Genomic DNA, 18465 nt, shown 5'->3' with positions numbered 1-18465 from the left:
ATAAGTCGTACACTGGTCGGTCCACAGCAGGCCGGTTCCCCGCATGGGAACCGGCCTGCTCGTCCCTCAAGGAGGTACGTGGATGACCAGCACGGTCCCCGCGCTCGGAACCCGGACGGCCGAAGGCTCGGCCCTTCAGGCGGTGCTCCTCGACATGGACGGCACCCTGGTGGACACCGAGGGCTTCTGGTGGGACGTCGAGGTCGAGATCTTCGCCCGCCTCGGCCACACCCTCGACGACTCCTGGCGCCATGTCGTGGTCGGCGGCCCGATGACCCGCAGCGCCGGGTTCCTCATCGAGGCCACCGGCGCGGCCATCACGCTCGCCGAGCTCAGCGTGCTGCTCAACGACGGCTTCGAGGAACGCATCGACGGCGGCCTGCCGCTGATGCCGGGCGCCCAGCGGCTGCTCGCCGAACTCTACGAGCAGCAGATCCCCACCGCCCTGGTCTCCGCCTCGCACCGGCGCATCATCGACCGGGTCCTGACCGGGCTCGGCACGCATCACTTCAGCCTGTCCGTCGCCGGTGACGAGGTCTCGCGCACCAAGCCCCACCCGGACCCGTATCTGCTCGCCGCCGCCGGTCTGGGAGTGGATCCGGCCAGGTGCGCGGTGGTGGAGGACACCGCGACCGGCGTCGCCGCCGCCGAGGCCGCCGGCTGCCAGGTCGTCGCCGTCCCCTCCGTCGCGCCGATCGCCCCCGCCGAGCGGCGTACCGTGGTCGCCTCCCTGGAACAGGTCGACCTGGCATTTCTGCACGGACTGATGACGGAAATGCGCTAGCCGTTCACCCAGCGTGCAAAGAGCATTGGGTGAAATCCCGGCCCGTGTCGCTCCCCGGAATTCGCCCCTGTTCAACCGGCTGAATTCCGATACCCGCTCACATATTTTGCCGTGTGACGTTCCCCACGTGCCAGGTGCTCGACAACGTTGCCCGGCTGTGCCGCACGCCCCCGTTCGGGGGGAAACGCGGCGACCTTGTGTCCCGATTGGGGAGAGCGTGCACTAATCCTGCCGCTGTCGGGTTTTCGGTCTGTCCGCAACCGGTTCCACTCCGTGATGGGACCTCAACTCACGCGCCTGCGAACCCTCCTGCGGGTGCGCACTAATCTCATCGCGAGAACATCGCCGCAACCCCCGTGATCCGCTTCGACACCCCATGGATGCCGGATACACGGACACGATCAGCTCTGGAGAACTTCGAGCATGAACCGCAAGACTTTGGTGCTGCCGGCCGTGGTCGGCCTGCTCACTCCGGTCCTCGCCGCCTGCGGTGGTTCCGGCAGTGGAAGCAGCAGCAACGACGCGATCGTCGTCGGTACCACGGACCGGTTCACCGCTACGAAGGAAGCCCCGGCGCCGGTCGACCCCGCCTACTCCTACGACGTCGGCGGCTGGAACATCCTGCGCCAGACCGTGCAGACCCTGATGTCCCAGCCCAAGGGCGAGGGCGACCCGGTCCCCGACGCGGCCGAGAGCTGCTCCTTCACCGACAGCGGCAGCGAGCGCTACGCCTGCAAGCTGCGTGACGGCCTGAAGTTCTCCGACGGCAACGCCGTCACCGCCGAGGACGTCAAGTGGTCCATCGAGCGCGCCCTGCGGATCAAGTCCGACACCGGCGTCTACGCCCTCCTCTCGAACATCGACACCATCGAGACCCAGGGCGACCGCGAGGTCATCTTCCACCTCAAGTCCGCCGACGCCACCTTCCCGTACAAGCTGTCCACTCCGGTCGCGGGCATCGTGAACCCGAAGGACTACGAGAAGGACAAGCTCCGCGACGGCTTCGACATCGACGGCTCCGGCCCGTACACCTTCAAGGCCGACGTCAAGAACGACGAGATCGTCACCGCCACCTTCACCAAGAACCCCAACTACAAGGGGAGCGTGAAGGTGAACAACGAGCAGGTCGTCATGCGCTCCTACGAGGACGCCGACGCCATGGGCGAGGCGCTCGACAAGGGCGACATCGACGTGATGACCCGCACCATGTCGCCGTCGCAGATCAACAAGCTCAGCACCGGCAAGGACTCCAACATCGACCTCGTCGAGATGTCCGGTCTGGAGATCCGCTACCTCGGCTTCAACACCGACGCGTCCACGGTCAAGTCCAAGGCCGTCCGCGAGGCCATGGCCCAGCTCATCGACCGCGCCGACCTCGTCTCCAAGGTGTACGGCTCCCAGGCCGAGCCGCTGTACTCGCTGGTCCCGGCCTCCGTGACCGGCCACTCCAACTCCTTCTTCAACAAGTACGGCGACCCCAGCGTCTCCAAGGCGAAGAACCTGCTGACCGCGGCCAACATCACCACCCCGGTGAAGCTGACCCTGCACTACACGACCGACCACTACGGTCCGGCCACCAAGCAGGAGTTCGAGGTCCTCAAGCAGCAGCTCAACGACAGCGGCCTCTTCGACGTCAGCATCGAGGGCCACCCCTGGTCGACGTACCAGACGGACGAGCGCAAGGGCGACTACGACGTCTACGGCATGGGTTGGTTCCCCGACTTCCCGGACGCCGACAACTTCCTCGCGCCGTTCCTCGACAAGGACAACTTCCTCAAGTCGCCCTATGTCAACAACCGGATCATCAACACCCTGATCCCCGAGTCCCGCCGCGAGGCCGACCGGGCCAGCGCCACCGGCAGCCTGACCGAGATCCAGGACGACGTCGCCGCTGACGTCCCGGTGCTGCCGCTGTGGCAGGGCAAGCAGTACGTCGCCGCCCGCGACGACATCACGGGCGTCGCCTACGCCCTCAACTCCTCCGCGAGCCTCCAGCTGTGGGAGCTCGGTCGCGGCTCCATCAGCTGACGGACCTTCAGTACGACGAAGGGCGCCCTCTCCGCACGGAGAGGGCGCCCTTCGTCGTCGTGACCGGTCGGCCTACTGCGCCCCGGGGCGCACCAGCCCGCTCTCGTACGCGTACACCGCCGCCTGCACCCGGTCCCGCAGCCCCAGCTTGGTCAGCACATGCCCCACATGGGTCTTCACGGTGGTCTCGCTGACGAACAGGTCGGCGGCGATCTCCGCGTTCGACAGCCCGCGCGCCACCAGCTTCAGCACTTCCACCTCACGGTCGGTGAGGGTGTGCAGGGTGTCCGGCACCGGCTCCTCGCCGGACGGCAGATGGGTCGCGTACTTGTCGAGCAGCCGGCGCGTGATGCTCGGCGCCAGCATCGCCTCGCCGTTCGCCACCACCCGGATCGCCTGCACCAGCTCGTTGGCCGGGGCGTCCTTCAGCAGGAACCCGCTGGCCCCCGCGCGCAGCGCCTCCACCACGTACTCGTCGAGATCGAACGTGGTCAGCACCAGCACCTTCGCCGGGCCGTCACGGCCGGGCCCGGTGATCTGCCGGGTCGCCTCCACGCCGTCCATCCGCGGCATCCGGATGTCCATCAGCACGACATCAGGCTGGAGGGCCCGCACCTGGTCGAGGGCCTGCAGGCCGTCTCCGGCCTCGCCCACGACCGCGATGTCCTGCTCGGCCTCCAGAATCATCCGGAACCCGGTTCGCAGCAGCGGCTGGTCGTCGACCAGTAGGACGCGGATGGCCACGGTGAGTCTCCTTCGCTAGTCCGCGCCCATTCTGCCCTGCGCCGGCTCCCCGGACGCCGCCGACCTCACCGGCAGCGGGTACGGCGGGGGAGTGCCGCCGAACTCCGGGCAGTGCGCCTGGTGGTCGCACCAGCCGCACAGCTTGGTCGGACGAGGCCGCCACTCACCCGACTCCGTCGCCTCCCGGATCGCCTCCCACAGCGCGAGCAGCTTGCGCTCGACTCGCTGGAGATCGGCGAGGACCGGGTCGTACGTCAGCACGTCACCGCTGCCTAGATAGACCAGCTGCAGCCGCCTCGGCACCACGTTCTTCAGCCGCCACACCACCAGCGCGTAGAACTTCATCTGGAACAGCGCGCCCTCGGCGTACTCCGGCCGCGGCGCCTTGCCCGTCTTGTAGTCGACGATCCGCACCTCGCCCGTCGGCGCCACGTCGACCCGGTCGATGATCCCGCGCAGCCGCAGCCCCGACTCCAGCTCGGTCTCCACGAACAGCTCCCGCTCCACGGGCTCCAGCCGGGACGGATCCTCCAGCGTGAACCAGCGCTCGACGAGTTGTTCCGCCTCACCCAGCCAGCGCGCCAGCCGCTCGCCCTCGGGGTCGTCCGAGAACAGCTCACCGACCTCCGGCCTGTTCTCCCGCAGCCGGTCCCACTGCCCCGGGATCAGCGACTTGGCTCGCGGCGCGGTCCGGTCGGCGGCGGGGGCGTCGAAGAGCCGCTCCAGGACCGCGTGCACCAGCGTCCCTCTGGTCGCCGCCTCGCTCGGTTTCTCCGGCAGCCGGTCGATCACCCGGAACCGGTACAGCAACGGACACTGCATGAAGTCACTGGCCCGCGAGGGCGACAACGAGGCGGGCGGCCGGGCCGTCGGCCCCGCCACCGCTGTGACCGGCTCCTCCCCCTGCGCGACGTCCGCGCCCTGCGCCTGCGGGGTCTCCTCGATGCTGCTCTCCATGACCACAGACCATACGGCCCGCCACTGACAGTCACCCAACCCGCGCGACGGCCCGGCCAACACAGGGGGTGCCGGGGCGAAACGCGTCACGACGGCCGCATACCATCGACCAGAGACGACGTTTCTAACGAGGGGACACCGTGGACGTGAGCGGCGGGAGCGGGCAGCCCCGGTCGGAGAACGCCGAACCGACCGAGCACCCCGCAGGTCCTACGGCCCCGACCAACGACGGGGGCCCGGACCCGGCCGACGCCCCGACGGCTCCCGCGGAGACCGGGGCGGCCGCCCGCACCGGGAGACCGTCGCCGGCACCGTCCGCAGAGGAGCCCACGGAGCCGACGGCCGGGCCGGAGGCCGACGAGGCCCCGGAAACGGCCGCGCCCGAGAACACACCGGCCGACGCACCGGCCGACGCCCCGGTCCCCGACGCCCCGGTCCCCGACGCCCCGGTCCCCGACGCCCCGGTCCCCGACGCCCGCACGGACTCGTCCACCGACGCCCCCGACGCGTCGGAGGAGCGGGCCCTGGCCGACTCGGGAATGAGCAAGGGCCGGCCGCCGCAGCGGCCCAAGGAACCCGGCGGCGGACTGCTCATGGGGCGCCCCTTCGGCGTGCCGGTGTACGTCGCCCCCAGCTGGTTCCTCGTCGCCGCCCTGATCACCTGGGTCTTCGGCGGCCAGCTCGACCGCGTACTGCCCGAACTCGGCGCCGCCCGGTACCTCGTCTCCCTCTTCTTCGCCGTCGCCTTCTACGCCTCCGTCCTGGTCCACGAGCTGGCCCACACGGTCGCCGCGATCCGCTTCAAACTCCCGGTCCGCCGCATCCAGCTGCAGTTCTTCGGCGGCGTCTCCGAGATCGAGAAGGAGGCCGAGACCCCCGGCCGCGAGTTCGTGCTGGCCTTCGTCGGCCCGCTGCTCTCCCTCGTCCTCTCCGGCGTCTTCTACCTCGCCATGCAGCCCGTCGAGCCCGGCACCGTCCCCGGCGTCCTGCTGGCCGGCCTGATGGTCTCCAACCTCATCGTGGCCGCCTTCAACCTCCTGCCCGGGCTGCCCCTCGACGGTGGCCGGATGCTCCGCGCCGTCGTCTGGAAGATCACCGGCAGGCCCATGAGCGGCACCGTCGCCGCCGCCTGGGTCGGCCGCGCGCTCGCCGTCTCCGTCCTCATCGGCCTCCCCCTCCTCAACTACTCCGGCGCCTTCGGCGGCGGTGGCGAGGACACCGGCGGCGGCATGGACACCGTCACCGACGCTCTGCTCGCCGCCATCCTCGCCGCCATCATCTGGACCGGCGCCGGCAACAGCCTGCGCATGGCCCGGCTGCGCGAACACCTCCCCGAGCTGCGCGCCCGCACCCTGACCCGGCGCGCCGTCCCCGTCGAGACCGACACCCCCCTCTCCGAGGCTCTGCGCCGCGCCAACGCCGCCGGCGCCCGTGCCCTGGTCGTCGTCGACGCCGACGGCAACCCCCTCTCCCTGGTCCGCGAGGCCGCCATCGTCGGCGTACCCGAGCACCGCCGTCCCTGGGTCGCCGTCAGCGGCCTCGCCCAGGACCTCACCGACGGCATGCGGGTCTCCGCGGAACTCGCCGGAGAGGACCTCCTCGACGTCCTGCGCGCCACCCCCGCCACCGAGTACCTGGTCGTGGAGGAGACCGGCGAGATCTACGGCGTCCTGTCGGCCGCCGACGTCGAGCGGGCCTTCGTGCGGGCGATGGCCCGCCCCAGCTGAGAGAGCCGCTCCTAGCGCGGCTGCCAGATGTCCCGAGGCGCGGCCGGCGCCCGTCGCTGCCGCAGTCGCCGGACGGTGAAGAGGGCCGCCGACATGAGCGCGGTGAGCGCCACGGCGACCGGGGCCACCGCCTGCCAGGGGACATGGAGCAGGAGCGCGCCGTAGGCCCAGCCGAGCCCGGCGACCAGCACGATGCCGAGCAGCCAGCGGCCCACCGGGCGCCAGGTCCAGGGCCCCAGGTCGTCCGGCCGGACCAGCCGCAGGACGCCGAACCCCAGCGCCAGCGCCGCCAGCAGGGCCGCGGTCACGCCGAGGCCGGCGAACATCTGCGGCTCGTCGCGCGGTTCGTCGGCCGTGGCCTGCTCGTCGTCGTACCGGACGAGCCGCATCACCGCGCCCCGCCAGACGACGCCGCCGACCCGGTCCCCGGTCCGGAGCTGCCGCAGCACTGGTCCCGGGTCGCCGAACGCGACCACGCCGTTCCAGTAGCGGGTGCCGGACAGGGTCGCCTCGAAACGCACGTGCCGCCGCGGGAGCAGACCCCGCTGGCCCTCGACCACCGTGTCCTTCACCGTGAAGGTGACGGTGCGCAGGCAGTCCTCGGCGGGACCGGCCGGCACCGGGTCCGGGCAGACCGCGGCCGCCCGGTACTCCCGGTACTCGCGCATGGTCGTCGGCAGCATCGAGGTGAACAGGTAGCAGCTGAAGTACGCCGAGACGACCGCCCCTACCACCAGCAGCACGCCCCAGAGCCGTGCCCCGGCCGCGTCCGACCCGTCTCTGCCCCCCACCGCCACGACCCGCTCCCCCCCCGCTCGCCGGCGTCACCCTGGTGTTGACGCCACGGCCTCACGCGGTGGTTCCACGCGCCCCGCCGGCCCCGGGGAGTCCCCGCCGGCCCGCGGCGGTACGGCCTTCCGGTGGTCGGTGCCCTGCGCAAACCCCGGTAGGCTGTTCACATGTCCGAACCGACCGGTGCCGCCCGCAGGCGCGGGCCCTTCAAGGTCGGGGACCAGGTACAGCTGACCGACCCCAAGGGCCGCCACTACACGTTCACGCTCGAAGCCGGGAAGAACTTCCACACCCACAAGGGCTCCTTCCCGCACGACGAACTGATCGGCGCTCCCGAGGGCAGCGTTGTCCGCACCACCGGCAACGTCGCCTACCTCGCGCTGCGCCCCCTGCTCCCCGACTACGTCCTGTCCATGCCCCGCGGGGCAGCCGTCGTCTACCCCAAGGACGCGGGGCAGATCCTCTCCTTCGCCGACATCTTCCCCGGCGCCCGCGTCGTCGAAGCCGGTGTCGGCTCCGGCTCGCTCAGCAGCTTCCTGCTGCGCGCCATCGGCGACCAGGGCATGCTGCACAGCTACGAGCGCCGCGCGGACTTCGCCGAGATCGCCCAGCAGAACGTGGAACGCTACTTCGGCGGTCCGCACCCGGCCTGGCAGCTCACCGTCGGCGACCTCCAGGACAACCTGTCGGACACCGACGTGGACCGCGTCATCCTCGACATGCTCGCCCCCTGGGAGTGCCTGGAGGCCGTCTCCAAGGCACTCGTCCCCGGCGGCATCCTGTGCTGCTACGTCGCCACCACCACCCAGCTCGCCCGGACCGTCGAGTCCATCCGTGAGATCGGCTGCTTCAACGAGCCGACCTCCTGGGAGACGATGATCCGCAACTGGCACGTGGAAGGCCTCGCCGTCCGCCCCGACCACCGCATGATCGGCCACACCGGCTTCCTGCTCACCGCCCGCCGCCTCGCCGACGGCGTCGAGCCGCCCATGCGCCGCCGCCGCCCCGCCAAGGGTGCCTACGGCGAGGACTACGACGGCCCCAACGCCGACGGCGGCGCCGGCCGCTGACCCGTCCCGCCGCTGCACCAACGTACGAGCGCCGCCGCCGAGTTCCCCGGATCCCACCGGAACTCGGCGGCGGCGCTCACGCGTTGACCCGGCACCAGGGCCGCGGAGCCCCACCGGCCGCGGAAGCCGACCCCGCCCGTTCCCTCCCACTGTGACGTGTGGCACTATGCAGGCCACCCCCACCGGCACAGGCCTCACAGGAGACACTCCTAGTGCAGCAATCCGTGGTCCCGGAGCTCGCTCACACCGACACCCGTCCCATGCACTGGCTCGCCACCGCGACCGCGGTGGCCGGCGTCGTGGCTCTGTCGTCCTTCCTCCAGCCGGGCTCGGCCAAGGCCGCCCAGCCCGTCGCGACCAGCGATCCGAAGCCCGCAGCGGCGCCCAGCACCGCCGGCGTGGACTTCCCGCTCGACTGCGGCCCGGTCCAGGAGAAGGTCGTCAAGAAAGCCACCGGTGACCTCGACGGCGACGGCAGACCGGAAACCGTGGCGGTGGTCCACTGCGACTCGGCCATGGGCACCCCGCCCGACGGGGTCTACGTGCTCACCCAAGCCGCCGACGCCACCGCACCCCGTGTCGTGGCCACCCTCGTCGACCCCAAGGACCGGTTCACGGTGACCGACTTCACCGTCGCCGCCGGGACGGTCACCGCCACCCTGCTCGGCTATTCCTCGGACGATGTGCCCAGTTGCTGTCCGGACGTGAAGTCGGCCGCCAAGTGGCGGTGGAACGGCCACGCGTTCGTCCGCTCCACCCCGGCGGCCGCCCACAGCGTCTGACGGCCGCACCACCGGGACGTACAGGCCACGCGGGGTGGCCGGAAAGTCACTCCGCGTCCGGCCCGTACACCTCGACCCGGTCCGCGACCCGGCGCACGTGAATGCACTCGCCCGGGCACTCCCGCGCCGAGTCCACGACGTCCGTGAGCAGCGGCAACGGCACGGGCACGGTCGCGCCCGCCGCCTGCAGCAGCTCGTCGTCCGCGCCTTTCACATAGGCCAGACCGTCGATGTCCAGCTCGAACACCTCCGGGGCGTACTGGGCGCAGATCCCGTCGCCCGTACACAGATCCTGGTCGATCCAGACCTCGAGTGCCTCGCCGCCGGCCAGGGCCTCCTGCTGCACGCTCATCTCTCCTGCCGTCGAAAGCGCCGGGCGGCCGGACCCGGGGGTCACCCGGTCCCGCTCCGGCGGGTGTTGAACGCCTTCGACCCTACCTCCGCCGGAGAACCCCTCCGGCGGCCGCCGCCCGCCCCCCGTACCCGCCGCCGGCACCGGTACCCGAGCCCGCCCCCGGAGTCCTCTCCGAGCCCGGCCCGGGCGCCCCCGCGCCCGCGCACACGGCGCGTCCGACCGCGCGGGGCGACGGCGCCCGGCCATCGGATCGATCGACTTCGGCCAACCCGCAACCCGCATCCACCGTCACATTCACGGCCCGACCGGTCGCTCTGTGTAAGGAACGCGCCACCGGGGCACAACCCCTGAACCGGCATCGGATCGGACAACTCCGGTCAGTCACGAAGGGTTTTGACCGCTCCGGGCCTGGAACACGCCGCTTCTGAATCGCGTTGAGTGGGTATCCACCCGGCACGAGGGAGAACGCAACGGGTGACCGACGACACACCTTGACAGTCTTTGTGATCTAGGGGTTTCAATCGACACCCACCCAGGTAGGGTCTGGAAGCGTCCAGCTCCCCTTGGAGGAGGTGAGGACCGTGGCAGCCCACGACGACGACATGAACCGCGGCATCCGCCCGGGACGAGGGTCCGACGACCCGGCCGGGCAGATCGCTTACCTTGAGCAGGAGATCGCCGTCCTGCGACGCAAGCTCGCCGACTCTCCGCGACACACGAGGATTCTCGAAGAGCGGATCGTCGAGCTGCAGACGAACCTGGCCGGCGTGTCCGCCCAGAACGAGCGACTCGCGAACACGCTCCGCGAGGCCCGCGACCAGATCGTGGCCCTCAAGGAGGAGGTCGACCGACTCGCACAGCCGCCGGCCGGCTTCGGTGTCTTCCTGCAAGCCAACGAGGACGGCACCGCAGACATCTTCACCGGCGGTCGCAAACTGCGGGTGAACGTCAGCCCGAGCGTTGACCTGGACGACCTCAGGCGTGGCCAGGAAGTGATGCTCAACGAGGCGCTCAACGTGGTCGAGGCCATGGAGTACGAGAGCGTCGGCGACATCGTCACCCTCAAGGAGATCCTGGAGGACGGCGAGCGCGCCCTCGTCCTGGGGCACACGGACGAGGAGCGGGTGGTACGGCTCGCCGAGCCGCTGCTCGACGTGAACATCCGCCCCGGCGACGCCCTGCTCCTCGAACCCCGCTCCGGGTACGTCTACGAGATCGTCCCCAAGAGCGAGGTCGAAGAGCTCGTCCTCGAAGAAGTCCCCGACATCGGCTACGAGCAGATCGGCGGCCTCGGCGGCCAGATCGAGGCCATCCGCGACGCCGTCGAGCTCCCCTACCTCTACCCGGACCTGTTCAAGGAGCACGAACTGCGCCCGCCCAAGGGCGTCCTGCTCTACGGGCCGCCCGGATGCGGCAAGACGCTCATCGCCAAGGCGGTCGCCAACTCGCTCGCCAAGAAGGTCGCCGAGGTCACCGGCCAGGCCGCCGGCAAGAGCTTCTTCCTCAACATCAAGGGCCCCGAGCTCCTGAACAAGTACGTCGGCGAGACCGAGCGGCAGATCCGCCTCGTCTTCCAGCGTGCGAGGGAGAAGGCCAGCGAGGGCACCCCCGTCATCGTCTTCTTCGACGAGATGGAGTCGCTCTTCCGCACCCGTGGCTCCGGTGTCAGCTCGGACGTCGAGAACACGATCGTCCCGCAGCTGCTCGCCGAGATCGACGGTGTCGAGGGCCTGCAGAACGTGGTCGTCATCGGCGCCTCCAACCGCGAGGACATGATCGACCCCGCCATCCTGCGCCCCGGCCGACTCGACGTGAAGATCAAGATCGAGCGACCCGACGCCGAGGCCGCCAAGGACATCTTCGGCAAGTACCTCACCGAGCGCCTCCCGCTGCACTCCGACGACCTCGGAGAGCACGGCGGCAGCAAGGCCACCACCGTCGAAAGCATGATCCAGACGGCAGTGGAACACATGTACGCCGAATCCGAGGAGAACCGCTTCCTGGAAGTCACCTACGCCAACGGCGACAAGGAAGTCCTCTACTTCAAGGACTTCAACTCCGGCGCAATGATCGAAAACATCGTCGGACGCGCCAAGAAAATGGCGATCAAGGACTTCCTCGAACACAGCCAGAAGGGCCTCCGCGTCTCCCACCTCCTCCAGGCCTGCGTGGACGAGTTCAAGGAGAACGAGGACCTGCCCAACACCACCAACCCCGACGACTGGGCCCGGATCTCCGGAAAGAAGGGCGAACGGATCGTCTACATCCGTACCCTCATCACCGGAAAGCAGGGCGCCGACACCGGACGCTCCATCGACACGGTGGCAAACACCGGGCAGTACCTGTAAAACACAGGGCGGCTGCGGGTGCCCCCACCGGGTACCCGCAGCCGACTGTTTTTCCGGCCAAAACCGGAACCGAGGCGAGCAAGGCAATGACGCAAATGATCTCCCCACCAGCGCAAAGGCGTTCTAGGCTCATTCCTACCGCCGAGTCGCGCAGTGCGGGGACGGGCACCGCACACGCACCGGAGCGCCAGCGGTACGCGAGCGGAGCCCACGACCGAGGGCTCCGCCGGGCAAGGAGGGCCGCATGACCGTACGGCGAGTAATGGGCATCGAGACGGAGTACGGCATCTCCGTCCCCGGCCACCCCAACGCCAATGCCATGCTCACCTCGTCCCAGATCGTCAACGCCTACGCGGCGGCGATGCACCGGGCCCGACGCGCCCGCTGGGACTTCGAGGAGGAGAACCCGCTACGGGACGCCAGGGGCTTCGACCTCGCCCGGGAGGCCGCCGACGCCAGCCAGCTCACCGACGAGGACATCGGCCTCGCCAACGTCATCCTCACCAACGGCGCGCGCCTCTACGTCGACCACGCCCACCCCGAGTACAGCGCCCCCGAGGTCACCAACCCCCGGGACGCCGTCCTCTGGGACAAGGCCGGCGAACGGATCATGGCCGAGGCCGCCGAACGCGCCGCCGCGCTCCCCGGCGCCCAGCCGATCCACCTCTACAAGAACAACACCGACAACAAGGGCGCCTCCTACGGCACGCACGAGAACTACCTGATGAAGCGGGAGACCGCCTTCTCGGACATCGTGCGCCACCTCACCCCCTTCTTCGTCTCCCGCCAGGTCGTCACCGGCGCCGGCCGCGTCGGCATCGGCCAGGACGGCCATGAGCACGGCTTCCAGCTAAGCCAGCGCGCGGACTACTTCGAGGTCGAGGTCGGCCTGGAGACGACCCTGAAGCGGCCGATCATCAACACCCGTGACGAGCCCCACGCGGACGCGGAGAAGTACCGCCGCCTGCACGTGATCATCGGCGACGCGAACCTGTCCGAGATCTCGACGTACCTGAAACTGGGCACGACGGCGCTCGTGCTCTCGATGATCGAGGACGGCTTCATCGCGGTGGACCTGGCCGTCGACCAGCCGGTACGGACGCTGCACCAGGTCTCCCACGACCCCACACTCAAGCGCCTCGTCACTCTCCGCAGCGGCCGCACGCTCACCGCCGTGCAGCTGCAGATGGAGTACTACGAGCTCTCGCGCAAGTACGTGGAGGAGCGCTACGGCGCCGACGCCGACGACCAGACCAAGGACGTCCTCACCCGTTGGGAGGACACCCTCAACCGCCTGGAGAACGACCCCATGAGCCTGTCGGGGGAGCTCGACTGGGTGGCCAAGAAGGAACTCATGGAGGGCTACCGGCGCCGCGACGACCTCGACTGGGACGCCGCCAAGCTGCACCTCCTCGACCTCCAGTACGCCGACGTACGGGCCGAGAAAGGCCTCTACAACCGTCTGGCGGCCCGTGGCCGCATCAAGCGGCTCCTGGACGAGGCCGACGTCGAGCGGGCCCGTACGAGCCCGCCCGAGGACACCCGCGCGTACTTCCGGGGCCGCTGCCTGGAGCAGTACGCCGACGACGTCGCCGCGGCGAGCTGGGACTCGGTGATCTTCGACCTCCCGGGGCGCGATTCGCTCCAGCGGGTCCCAACCCTGGAACCGCTACGCGGAACGCGAAATCACGTCAAGGAGCTCCTGGACCGCTGTCGCACCGCGGAAGACCTGGTCAGGGTCCTCTCCGGCGGCTGAGAGGGCGCACGGACCGCACCGGTCGGACGGGGTCAAAATCCCGCCGCCCGGGAATCATCGAGGTGGCCCCCGTACGTTGGAGAAACTGCGGGGCCGATGTCGGACCCGGCTTGTAGGGTCTGATCATCACCGATCGGCAGGAATGCCGACCTGTCGACCATGTCGGGCAACTGAGCGGGGTGAGGGTTATGGCAACCAAGGACACCGGCGGCGGACAGCAGAAGGCCACGCGCTCCACCGAGGAGGTCGAGGAGCAGGCGGCAGAGTCGCAGGCTTCGGAGGACCTCAAGGAGCGGCACGAGAAGCTGTCGGATGACGTGGACTCCGTCCTGGACGAAATTGACGACGTCTTGGAGGAGAACGCCGAGGATTTCGTGAGGTCGTTCGTTCAAAAGGGTGGACAGTAGTCACATCCGTGAACGACGGGATGAAGAAGTGCTCGGCGTGCCAGAAGTTTCTTCCGGTCGGCGCGTTCGCGGGCAACGCTTCCAGGCCTGATGGCCTTCAGGCGAACTGCCGCGAATGCGCCGCCGAGTACTACCGACGTCGGCGAGAGGCCCAGGGCAGAACGGTCCGCGTGAAGGTTCCTGTTCGACAGGGCCACAAGCGCTGCCCGCAGTGCGAGGAGGTAAAGCCGCATTCGGAGTGGGAGCGCAACAAGTCGTCCTCGGACGGCTGGTCCAGCTACTGCCGAGAGTGTCGTGCGGAGCGGAACCGAATCAGCTACTTCCAACGCAAGTACGGCCTGAGCCCGGCCGAGTTGGAAGCGATGATCGCGGAACAGCGCGGTATCTGCTGCATCTGCCTCGCGGCTCCTGCCGAGCATGTGGATCACTGCCATGAGACGGGTAGGGTCCGTGGCGTACTGTGCTTCAGCTGCAACGCTGCGCTGGGGCAGTTCAGGGATCAGCCCGAAGTCATAAGGCGGGCTGCAGCATATGTGGAAGGAAACGCGTGGAAGCCAACACTCGTAGCACCGGGCGTCTGCCGGCTGCCTTCCTGACGCCTGGGTCCGCCTCGTTCATGGACTTTCTCTCCGAGCACCAGCCGGAGTTGCTGCCCGGCAAGCGCCAGTTGCCGCCCACGCAGGGGGTGATCGAGGCGCCGCACGGGACGACGATCGTGGCGGCGACCTTCCCCGGGGGCGTGGTGCTGGCCGGTGACCGGCGGGCGACCATGGGGAACGTGATCGCCCAGCGCGACATCGAGAAGGTGTTCCCGGCCGACGAGTACTCGGCCGTCGGTATCGCCGGCACCGCCGGTCTCGCCGTGGAGATGGTGAAGCTCTTCCAGCTGGAACTGGAGCACTTCGAGAAGGTCGAGGGCGCCCAGCTGTCGCTGGAGGGCAAGGCGAACCGGCTGTCGACGATGATCCGCTCGAACCTGGGCATGGCGATGCAGGGGCTGGCGGTCGTGCCGCTGTTCGCCGGGTTCGACGTGGACCGGGCCAAGGGGCGGATCTTCTCGTACGACGTGACGGGCGGCCGTTCCGAGGAGCACCACTTCGCGTCGACGGGCTCCGGCTCGATCTTCGCGCGGGGTGCGATGAAGAAGCTGTTCCGCGACGACCTGACCGAGGAGCAGGCGACCACACTGGTGGTGCAGGCTCTGTACGACGCGGCTGACGACGACTCGGCGACGGGTGGTCCCGATGTCGCCCGCCGGATCTACCCGATCATCACCGTGATCACCGAGGCCGGTTTCCGTCGGCTCACCGAGGACGAGTCGTCCGAGCTCGCCCGCGCGGTGCTGGCGCGCCGTCTGGAGGAGCCGGACGGACCGCGCGCGGCGCTGCTCTGAGGCGCTCGGCGCTTGTTGTGAAGGTGATCCCAGTGACTTCGACGGAACCCTAAGGAAGGGGACGGATACCGGTGTCGACGCCGTTCTATGTCTCACCCCAGCAGGCCATGGCGGACCGTGCCGAGTACGCCCGCAAGGGCATCGCGCGCGGCCGCAGCCTGGTTGTGCTCCAGTACGCCGACGGCATCGTGTTCGTCGGCGAGAACCCGTCCCGCGCGCTGCACAAGTTCAGCGAGATCTACGACCGGATCGGCTTCGCCGCCGCCGGCAAGTACAACGAGTACGAGAATCTGCGGATCGGCGGCGTGCGGTACGCCGACCTCCGCGGTTACACCTATGACCGTGACGATGTGACGGCGCGTGGTCTTGCCAACGTGTACGCGCAGACCCTGGGCACGATCTTCTCCAGCGCGGCCGAGAAGCCGTACGAGGTGGAGCTGGTGGTGGCCGAGGTGGGGGAGACCCCGGAGGGCGACCAGATCTACCGGTTGCCGCACGACGGCTCGATCGTGGACGAGCACGGTTCGGTGGCGGTCGGTGGCAACGCGGAGCAGATCAGCACCTATCTGGACCGCGAGCACCGGGACGGCATGAATCTCGCCGAGGCGCTGAAGCTGGCGGTGACGGCGCTGTCCCGGGAGTCGAACGGCACTCAGCGGGACATTCCCGCGGAGCGCCTGGAGGTCGCGGTGCTGGACCGTACGCGTCCGCAGCAGCGCAAGTTCAAGCGGATCGTGGGTCCGCAGCTCGGCCGGCTGCTGGAGGCCGGCGGCGCGACCACGGTCGCCGAGTCCGAGGAGTCCGAGGAGTCCGGCGGAGACGTCGAGTAGCGCTCCGTATCAGTCCTGATCAGTCCCGATTGAGTCCATCTCGGTCCCGCTCCGCGCGCCCCGTCCGGTGACCACCGGGCGGGGCGCGGGCGTTTCCGCGCGGTGTGGGTCTCTGTGTGGTCAGGAGGGCCGTGGTGGTGCCGTGGAGCCCCGCACGACCAGTTCGACCGGGATGTCCCCGCCTTCCGGTTCCCGGCCCTCCAGGACGGCGAGGAGAGCCCGCATGCCGCGTTCGCCGAAGAGTTCCGCGTCCAGGCGCACGGTCGTGAGCTCGGGGTCGATGGCGGTGGCGAGGGCGAGGTCGTCGAGGCCGGTGACGGAGATGTCGTCGGGGACGCGGAGGCCGAGGCGGCGTACGGCCTTGTAGGCGCCCGCGGCGAGTTTGTCGTCGTCGCAGACGAGGGCGGTGGGCCGGGGGCCGGGGCCGGCGAGGGCGGCCTCGGCGGCGGTGACGGCGCCGTCGATGGAGATGGGGGCGCGGACCGTGCGGACCGAGGTGCCGGGCGTTCCCGCCGTCCGTGCGGCCAGCTCGCGGGCGCGTACCTCGAAGGTCCAGGACGCCACGTCCGCCGCGATGTGCAGGAAGCGCCGGTGGCCCAGGCCGAGCAGGTGCTCGGCGACCTGCCGTACCCCGTCGGCGATGTCCAGGTTGACGGTGGCGGCGCCCAGGCTGCCCTCGGGGTCGCTGTCCAGCATGACGAGGGGGAGCTGGTCGCCGCGGATGGCGCTGAGGGCGTCGGCGGCCATGGAGGAGGCGATGACGCCGTCCAGGGCGGCCTGGGCGGAGGCGAAGGGGTCGCGGGCCGGGCCGATGCCCTCGGGGGAGGGGTAGAGGACGACGCCGAAGCCGTTCTCGGCGGCCACGCGTGCGGCGCCGGTGTAGACGCCGGCGAAGAACTCGGTGGTCAGCGCCGGGACGACGAGGAGCACGGTGCGGGTGTGGCCGAGGCGGAGGTTGCGGGCGGCGAGGTTGGGGCGGTAGCCGAGGTCGCGCGCGGCTTCGCGGACGCGTGCGGCGGTGGTCTCCGAGACCCGGCCGCGCCATTTGTCGCCGAGGACGAGTGACACGGCGGCCTGGGAGACGCCGGCGGCCTGCGCGACGTCGCGGCTCGTCGGGCGCGTGCTGCTGCGTGCCACCGGGGGTGCGCTCCTTCGTCTGGACGTGTGAACAGGGCACATGGTACGTATGGGAGAGGGGGTTATACGTAAAACTTGGAGGCAGGTCATGGCCGCGGGATACCTGGAGATCCTCAGGGCGAGACATGCGGCCCGGCTGCTGACGGGGACGCTGGTGGGCCGGTTGCCGAACGCGACGGCGGCGATCGCGATCGTGCTGTTCGTGCGTGCGGAGGGCGGTACGTACAGCCTGGCGGGGGCGCTCGCGGCGGTGTACGGGGTGGCCAACGCGGTCGGCCAGCCGGTGCTGGGGCGGCTGGTCGATCTGCGCGGGCAGCCGCGTGTCCAGCTGCCCGCGGCGCTCGCCTCGGCCGTCGCGATGGCCGTCTTCGCGTTCGCCGGCACCGGGACGCTGCCGCTCGCCTACGCGGCCGTGGCGGCGGCCGGGCTCTTCACCCCGCCGCTGGAGGGCGGGCTGCGGGCACTGTGGCCGAGCGTGCTCGGTGACGGGGAGCAGGTGCACACGGCGTACGCCATGGACGCGGTGGCGCAGGAAGTGATGTTCACCGTGGGCCCGTTGCTGGTGACGCTGTGCGTGTCGCTGTGGTCCGCGCAGGCGGCGCTGCTCGTCGTGAACGCGGTGGGCGTGCTCGGGGCCCTCTCCGTCGTGGTCTCGCCGCCTTCGCGCGCGTGGCGCTCGGCGCCGCGCGAGGCGCACTGGCTGGGCGCGCTGCGCTCGCCCGGGCTGCTGGCGCTGCTGGGCGCGTTCCTGTTCGTGGGGATCGCGCTGGGCTCCATCACGGTGGCGTCGGTGCCGTACGCGGACGAGCACGGCGGGGACGCCGTGTACGGCTGGCTGATGGCCGCCCTGGGGCTCGGCGCGCTGTTCGGGGGGTCCGTCTACGGGGCGCGGCGCTGGTCGGGGGAGCCGGGGCGGCGACTGCGGGTGCTGGTGGCGCTTCTGGCGGTCTGTTACCTGCCGCTGATGCTGATGCCCGATGCGTTGGCCATGGTGTTGCTCACCGTGCTGGCCGGAGTGTTCCTGGCGCCGGCCATCGCCTGTGCGTTCGTGCTGGTGGACCGGCACGCGCCGCGGGGGACGGTCACCGAGGCGTTCTCCTGGCTTGTGACGACGTTCACAGTGGGGGCGTCGGTCGGAACGGGCCTGGCGGGCCCGGTCGTCGAGGCGGGCGGAGCGCTCTGGGGCTTCGCGGTGCCGGCGGTGGCGGGGGGTGTGTCGTTGCTGGTCCTGGTGGTCACGCGGCGGGTCCTCGCAGCTCCCGGTGGGGGTGCGGTGGTTGCGACCGGTTCGGAAAATGATCCAAATCGTGCTGCCGAACCCCGTTTCAGCTCAGGGGATCGGGCGTAATGTTCAG

The 18465-nt window shown here is 70.0% G+C and carries 17 protein-coding genes; 12 read left to right on the top strand and 5 right to left on the bottom strand.

Annotated elements, in window-relative coordinates; genetic code table 11:
* The first annotated feature begins 82 nt into the window (after nt 1–82).
* A complete protein-coding gene (locus tag ACFZDK_RS16960; protein ID WP_390973182.1) occupies nt 83–784 on the top strand; it encodes an HAD-IA family hydrolase in 702 nt (233 codons plus the stop codon).
* Nucleotides 785–1207: 423 nt separating this feature from the next.
* Nucleotides 1208–2812: an ABC transporter substrate-binding protein gene (locus ACFZDK_RS16955; RefSeq protein ID WP_390973180.1), complete on the top strand. Its 1605-nt coding sequence runs from the start codon at nt 1208–1210 to the stop codon at nt 2810–2812.
* Between the two features lie 72 nt (nt 2813–2884).
* On the opposite strand, the gene ACFZDK_RS16950 is transcribed toward ACFZDK_RS16955, so the two are convergent.
* Nucleotides 2885–3556, bottom strand: a complete 672-nt coding sequence (locus ACFZDK_RS16950) for a response regulator transcription factor (RefSeq protein ID WP_030608351.1) — start codon at nt 3554–3556, stop codon at nt 2885–2887.
* A 15-nt stretch (nt 3557–3571) separates the two neighbouring features.
* Nucleotides 3572–4513 carry a PD-(D/E)XK nuclease family protein gene (locus tag ACFZDK_RS16945; protein WP_390973179.1) on the bottom strand — a complete coding sequence of 314 codons (942 nt, stop codon included), beginning with the start codon at nt 4511–4513 and terminating at the stop codon, nt 3572–3574.
* A gap of 140 nt (nt 4514–4653) precedes the next feature.
* Here ACFZDK_RS16945 and ACFZDK_RS16940 point away from each other — a divergent pair, with 140 nt between their 5' ends.
* Nucleotides 4654–6240, top strand: a complete 1587-nt coding sequence (locus tag ACFZDK_RS16940; protein ID WP_390973177.1) for a site-2 protease family protein — start codon at nt 4654–4656, stop codon at nt 6238–6240.
* A gap of 11 nt (nt 6241–6251) precedes the next feature.
* Here the strand turns inward: ACFZDK_RS16940 and ACFZDK_RS16935 are convergent, their stop codons facing one another.
* A complete protein-coding gene (locus ACFZDK_RS16935; RefSeq protein WP_390973175.1) occupies nt 6252–7031 on the bottom strand; it encodes a hypothetical protein in 780 nt (259 codons plus the stop codon).
* Nucleotides 7032–7199: 168 nt separating this feature from the next.
* Here ACFZDK_RS16935 and ACFZDK_RS16930 point away from each other — a divergent pair, with 168 nt between their 5' ends.
* Together ACFZDK_RS16930 and ACFZDK_RS16925 are read left to right on the top strand one after the other, a co-directional pair.
* Nucleotides 7200–8102 (top strand): tRNA (adenine-N1)-methyltransferase, encoded by a 903-nt coding sequence (locus ACFZDK_RS16930; protein ID WP_089103073.1) that lies wholly within the window; start codon nt 7200–7202, stop codon nt 8100–8102.
* Nucleotides 8103–8314: 212 nt separating this feature from the next.
* Entirely contained in the window at nt 8315–8884 is a 570-nt protein-coding gene (locus ACFZDK_RS16925; protein WP_390973173.1) for a hypothetical protein, read from the top strand.
* 46 nt (nt 8885–8930) lie between these two features.
* Here the strand turns inward: ACFZDK_RS16925 and ACFZDK_RS16920 are convergent, their stop codons facing one another.
* The gene (locus ACFZDK_RS16920; protein WP_390973171.1) at nt 8931–9236 is read right to left on the bottom strand and encodes a ferredoxin; all 306 of its coding nucleotides are present in this window, start codon (nt 9234–9236) and stop codon (nt 8931–8933) included.
* Nucleotides 9237–9820: 584 nt separating this feature from the next.
* On the opposite strand from ACFZDK_RS16920, the gene arc reads away from it, so the two are divergent.
* The 6 genes from arc to prcA all read left to right on the top strand — a co-directional run bounded on the left by arc (nt 9821) and on the right by prcA (nt 15973).
* On the top strand, nt 9821–11587 hold the full coding sequence (gene arc / locus ACFZDK_RS16915; protein WP_390973169.1) for a proteasome ATPase: 1767 nt from the start codon (nt 9821–9823) through the stop codon (nt 11585–11587).
* A 244-nt stretch (nt 11588–11831) separates the two neighbouring features.
* Nucleotides 11832–13343: a depupylase/deamidase Dop gene (dop, locus tag ACFZDK_RS16910; RefSeq protein ID WP_355726705.1), complete on the top strand. Its 1512-nt coding sequence runs from the start codon at nt 11832–11834 to the stop codon at nt 13341–13343.
* A 188-nt stretch (nt 13344–13531) separates the two neighbouring features.
* Entirely contained in the window at nt 13532–13750 is a 219-nt protein-coding gene (locus tag ACFZDK_RS16905) for a ubiquitin-like protein Pup (RefSeq protein WP_155057540.1), read from the top strand.
* A gap of 8 nt (nt 13751–13758) precedes the next feature.
* Nucleotides 13759–14346, top strand: coding sequence for an endonuclease domain-containing protein (locus ACFZDK_RS16900; RefSeq protein WP_390973168.1), 588 nt, complete (start codon nt 13759–13761; stop codon nt 14344–14346).
* Nucleotides 14298–15143 carry a proteasome subunit beta gene (gene prcB / locus ACFZDK_RS16895; protein WP_390973167.1) on the top strand — a complete coding sequence of 282 codons (846 nt, stop codon included), beginning with the start codon at nt 14298–14300 and terminating at the stop codon, nt 15141–15143. The genes ACFZDK_RS16900 and prcB overlap by 49 nt, the downstream gene beginning before the upstream one ends.
* Before the next feature lie 71 nt (nt 15144–15214).
* Nucleotides 15215–15973: a proteasome subunit alpha gene (prcA, locus tag ACFZDK_RS16890; RefSeq protein ID WP_390973165.1), complete on the top strand. Its 759-nt coding sequence runs from the start codon at nt 15215–15217 to the stop codon at nt 15971–15973.
* 120 nt (nt 15974–16093) lie between these two features.
* On the opposite strand, the gene ACFZDK_RS16885 is transcribed toward prcA, so the two are convergent.
* On the bottom strand, nt 16094–17110 hold the full coding sequence (locus ACFZDK_RS16885; RefSeq protein ID WP_390973164.1) for a substrate-binding domain-containing protein: 1017 nt from the start codon (nt 17108–17110) through the stop codon (nt 16094–16096).
* A gap of 88 nt (nt 17111–17198) precedes the next feature.
* Here ACFZDK_RS16885 and ACFZDK_RS16880 point away from each other — a divergent pair, with 88 nt between their 5' ends.
* Nucleotides 17199–18458 (top strand): MFS transporter, encoded by a 1260-nt coding sequence (locus ACFZDK_RS16880; RefSeq protein WP_390973163.1) that lies wholly within the window; start codon nt 17199–17201, stop codon nt 18456–18458.
* Nucleotides 18459–18465 lie beyond the last annotated feature (7 nt).

It is taken from the genome of Streptomyces sp. NPDC007901 (genome assembly GCF_042959465.1).
GTDB lineage: Bacteria > Actinomycetota > Actinomycetes > Streptomycetales > Streptomycetaceae > Streptomyces.
This window is presented reverse-complemented; position numbering and strand designations above follow the sequence as displayed.

Coding starts and splice junctions, on each gene's coding strand:
- ACFZDK_RS16960 (WP_390973182.1), top strand. CDS start 83: ATGACCAGCACGGTCCCCGCGCTCGGAACCCGGACGGCCGAAGGCTCG.
- ACFZDK_RS16955 (WP_390973180.1), top strand. CDS start 1,208: ATGAACCGCAAGACTTTGGTGCTGCCGGCCGTGGTCGGCCTGCTCACT.
- ACFZDK_RS16945 (WP_390973179.1), bottom strand. CDS start 4,513: ATGGAGAGCAGCATCGAGGAGACCCCGCAGGCGCAGGGCGCGGACGTC.
- ACFZDK_RS16930 (WP_089103073.1), top strand. CDS start 7,200: ATGTCCGAACCGACCGGTGCCGCCCGCAGGCGCGGGCCCTTCAAGGTC.
- ACFZDK_RS16920 (WP_390973171.1), bottom strand. CDS start 9,236: ATGAGCGTGCAGCAGGAGGCCCTGGCCGGCGGCGAGGCACTCGAGGTC.
- dop (WP_355726705.1), top strand. CDS start 11,832: ATGACCGTACGGCGAGTAATGGGCATCGAGACGGAGTACGGCATCTCC.
- ACFZDK_RS16905 (WP_155057540.1), top strand. CDS start 13,532: ATGGCAACCAAGGACACCGGCGGCGGACAGCAGAAGGCCACGCGCTCC.
- ACFZDK_RS16880 (WP_390973163.1), top strand. CDS start 17,199: ATGGCCGCGGGATACCTGGAGATCCTCAGGGCGAGACATGCGGCCCGG.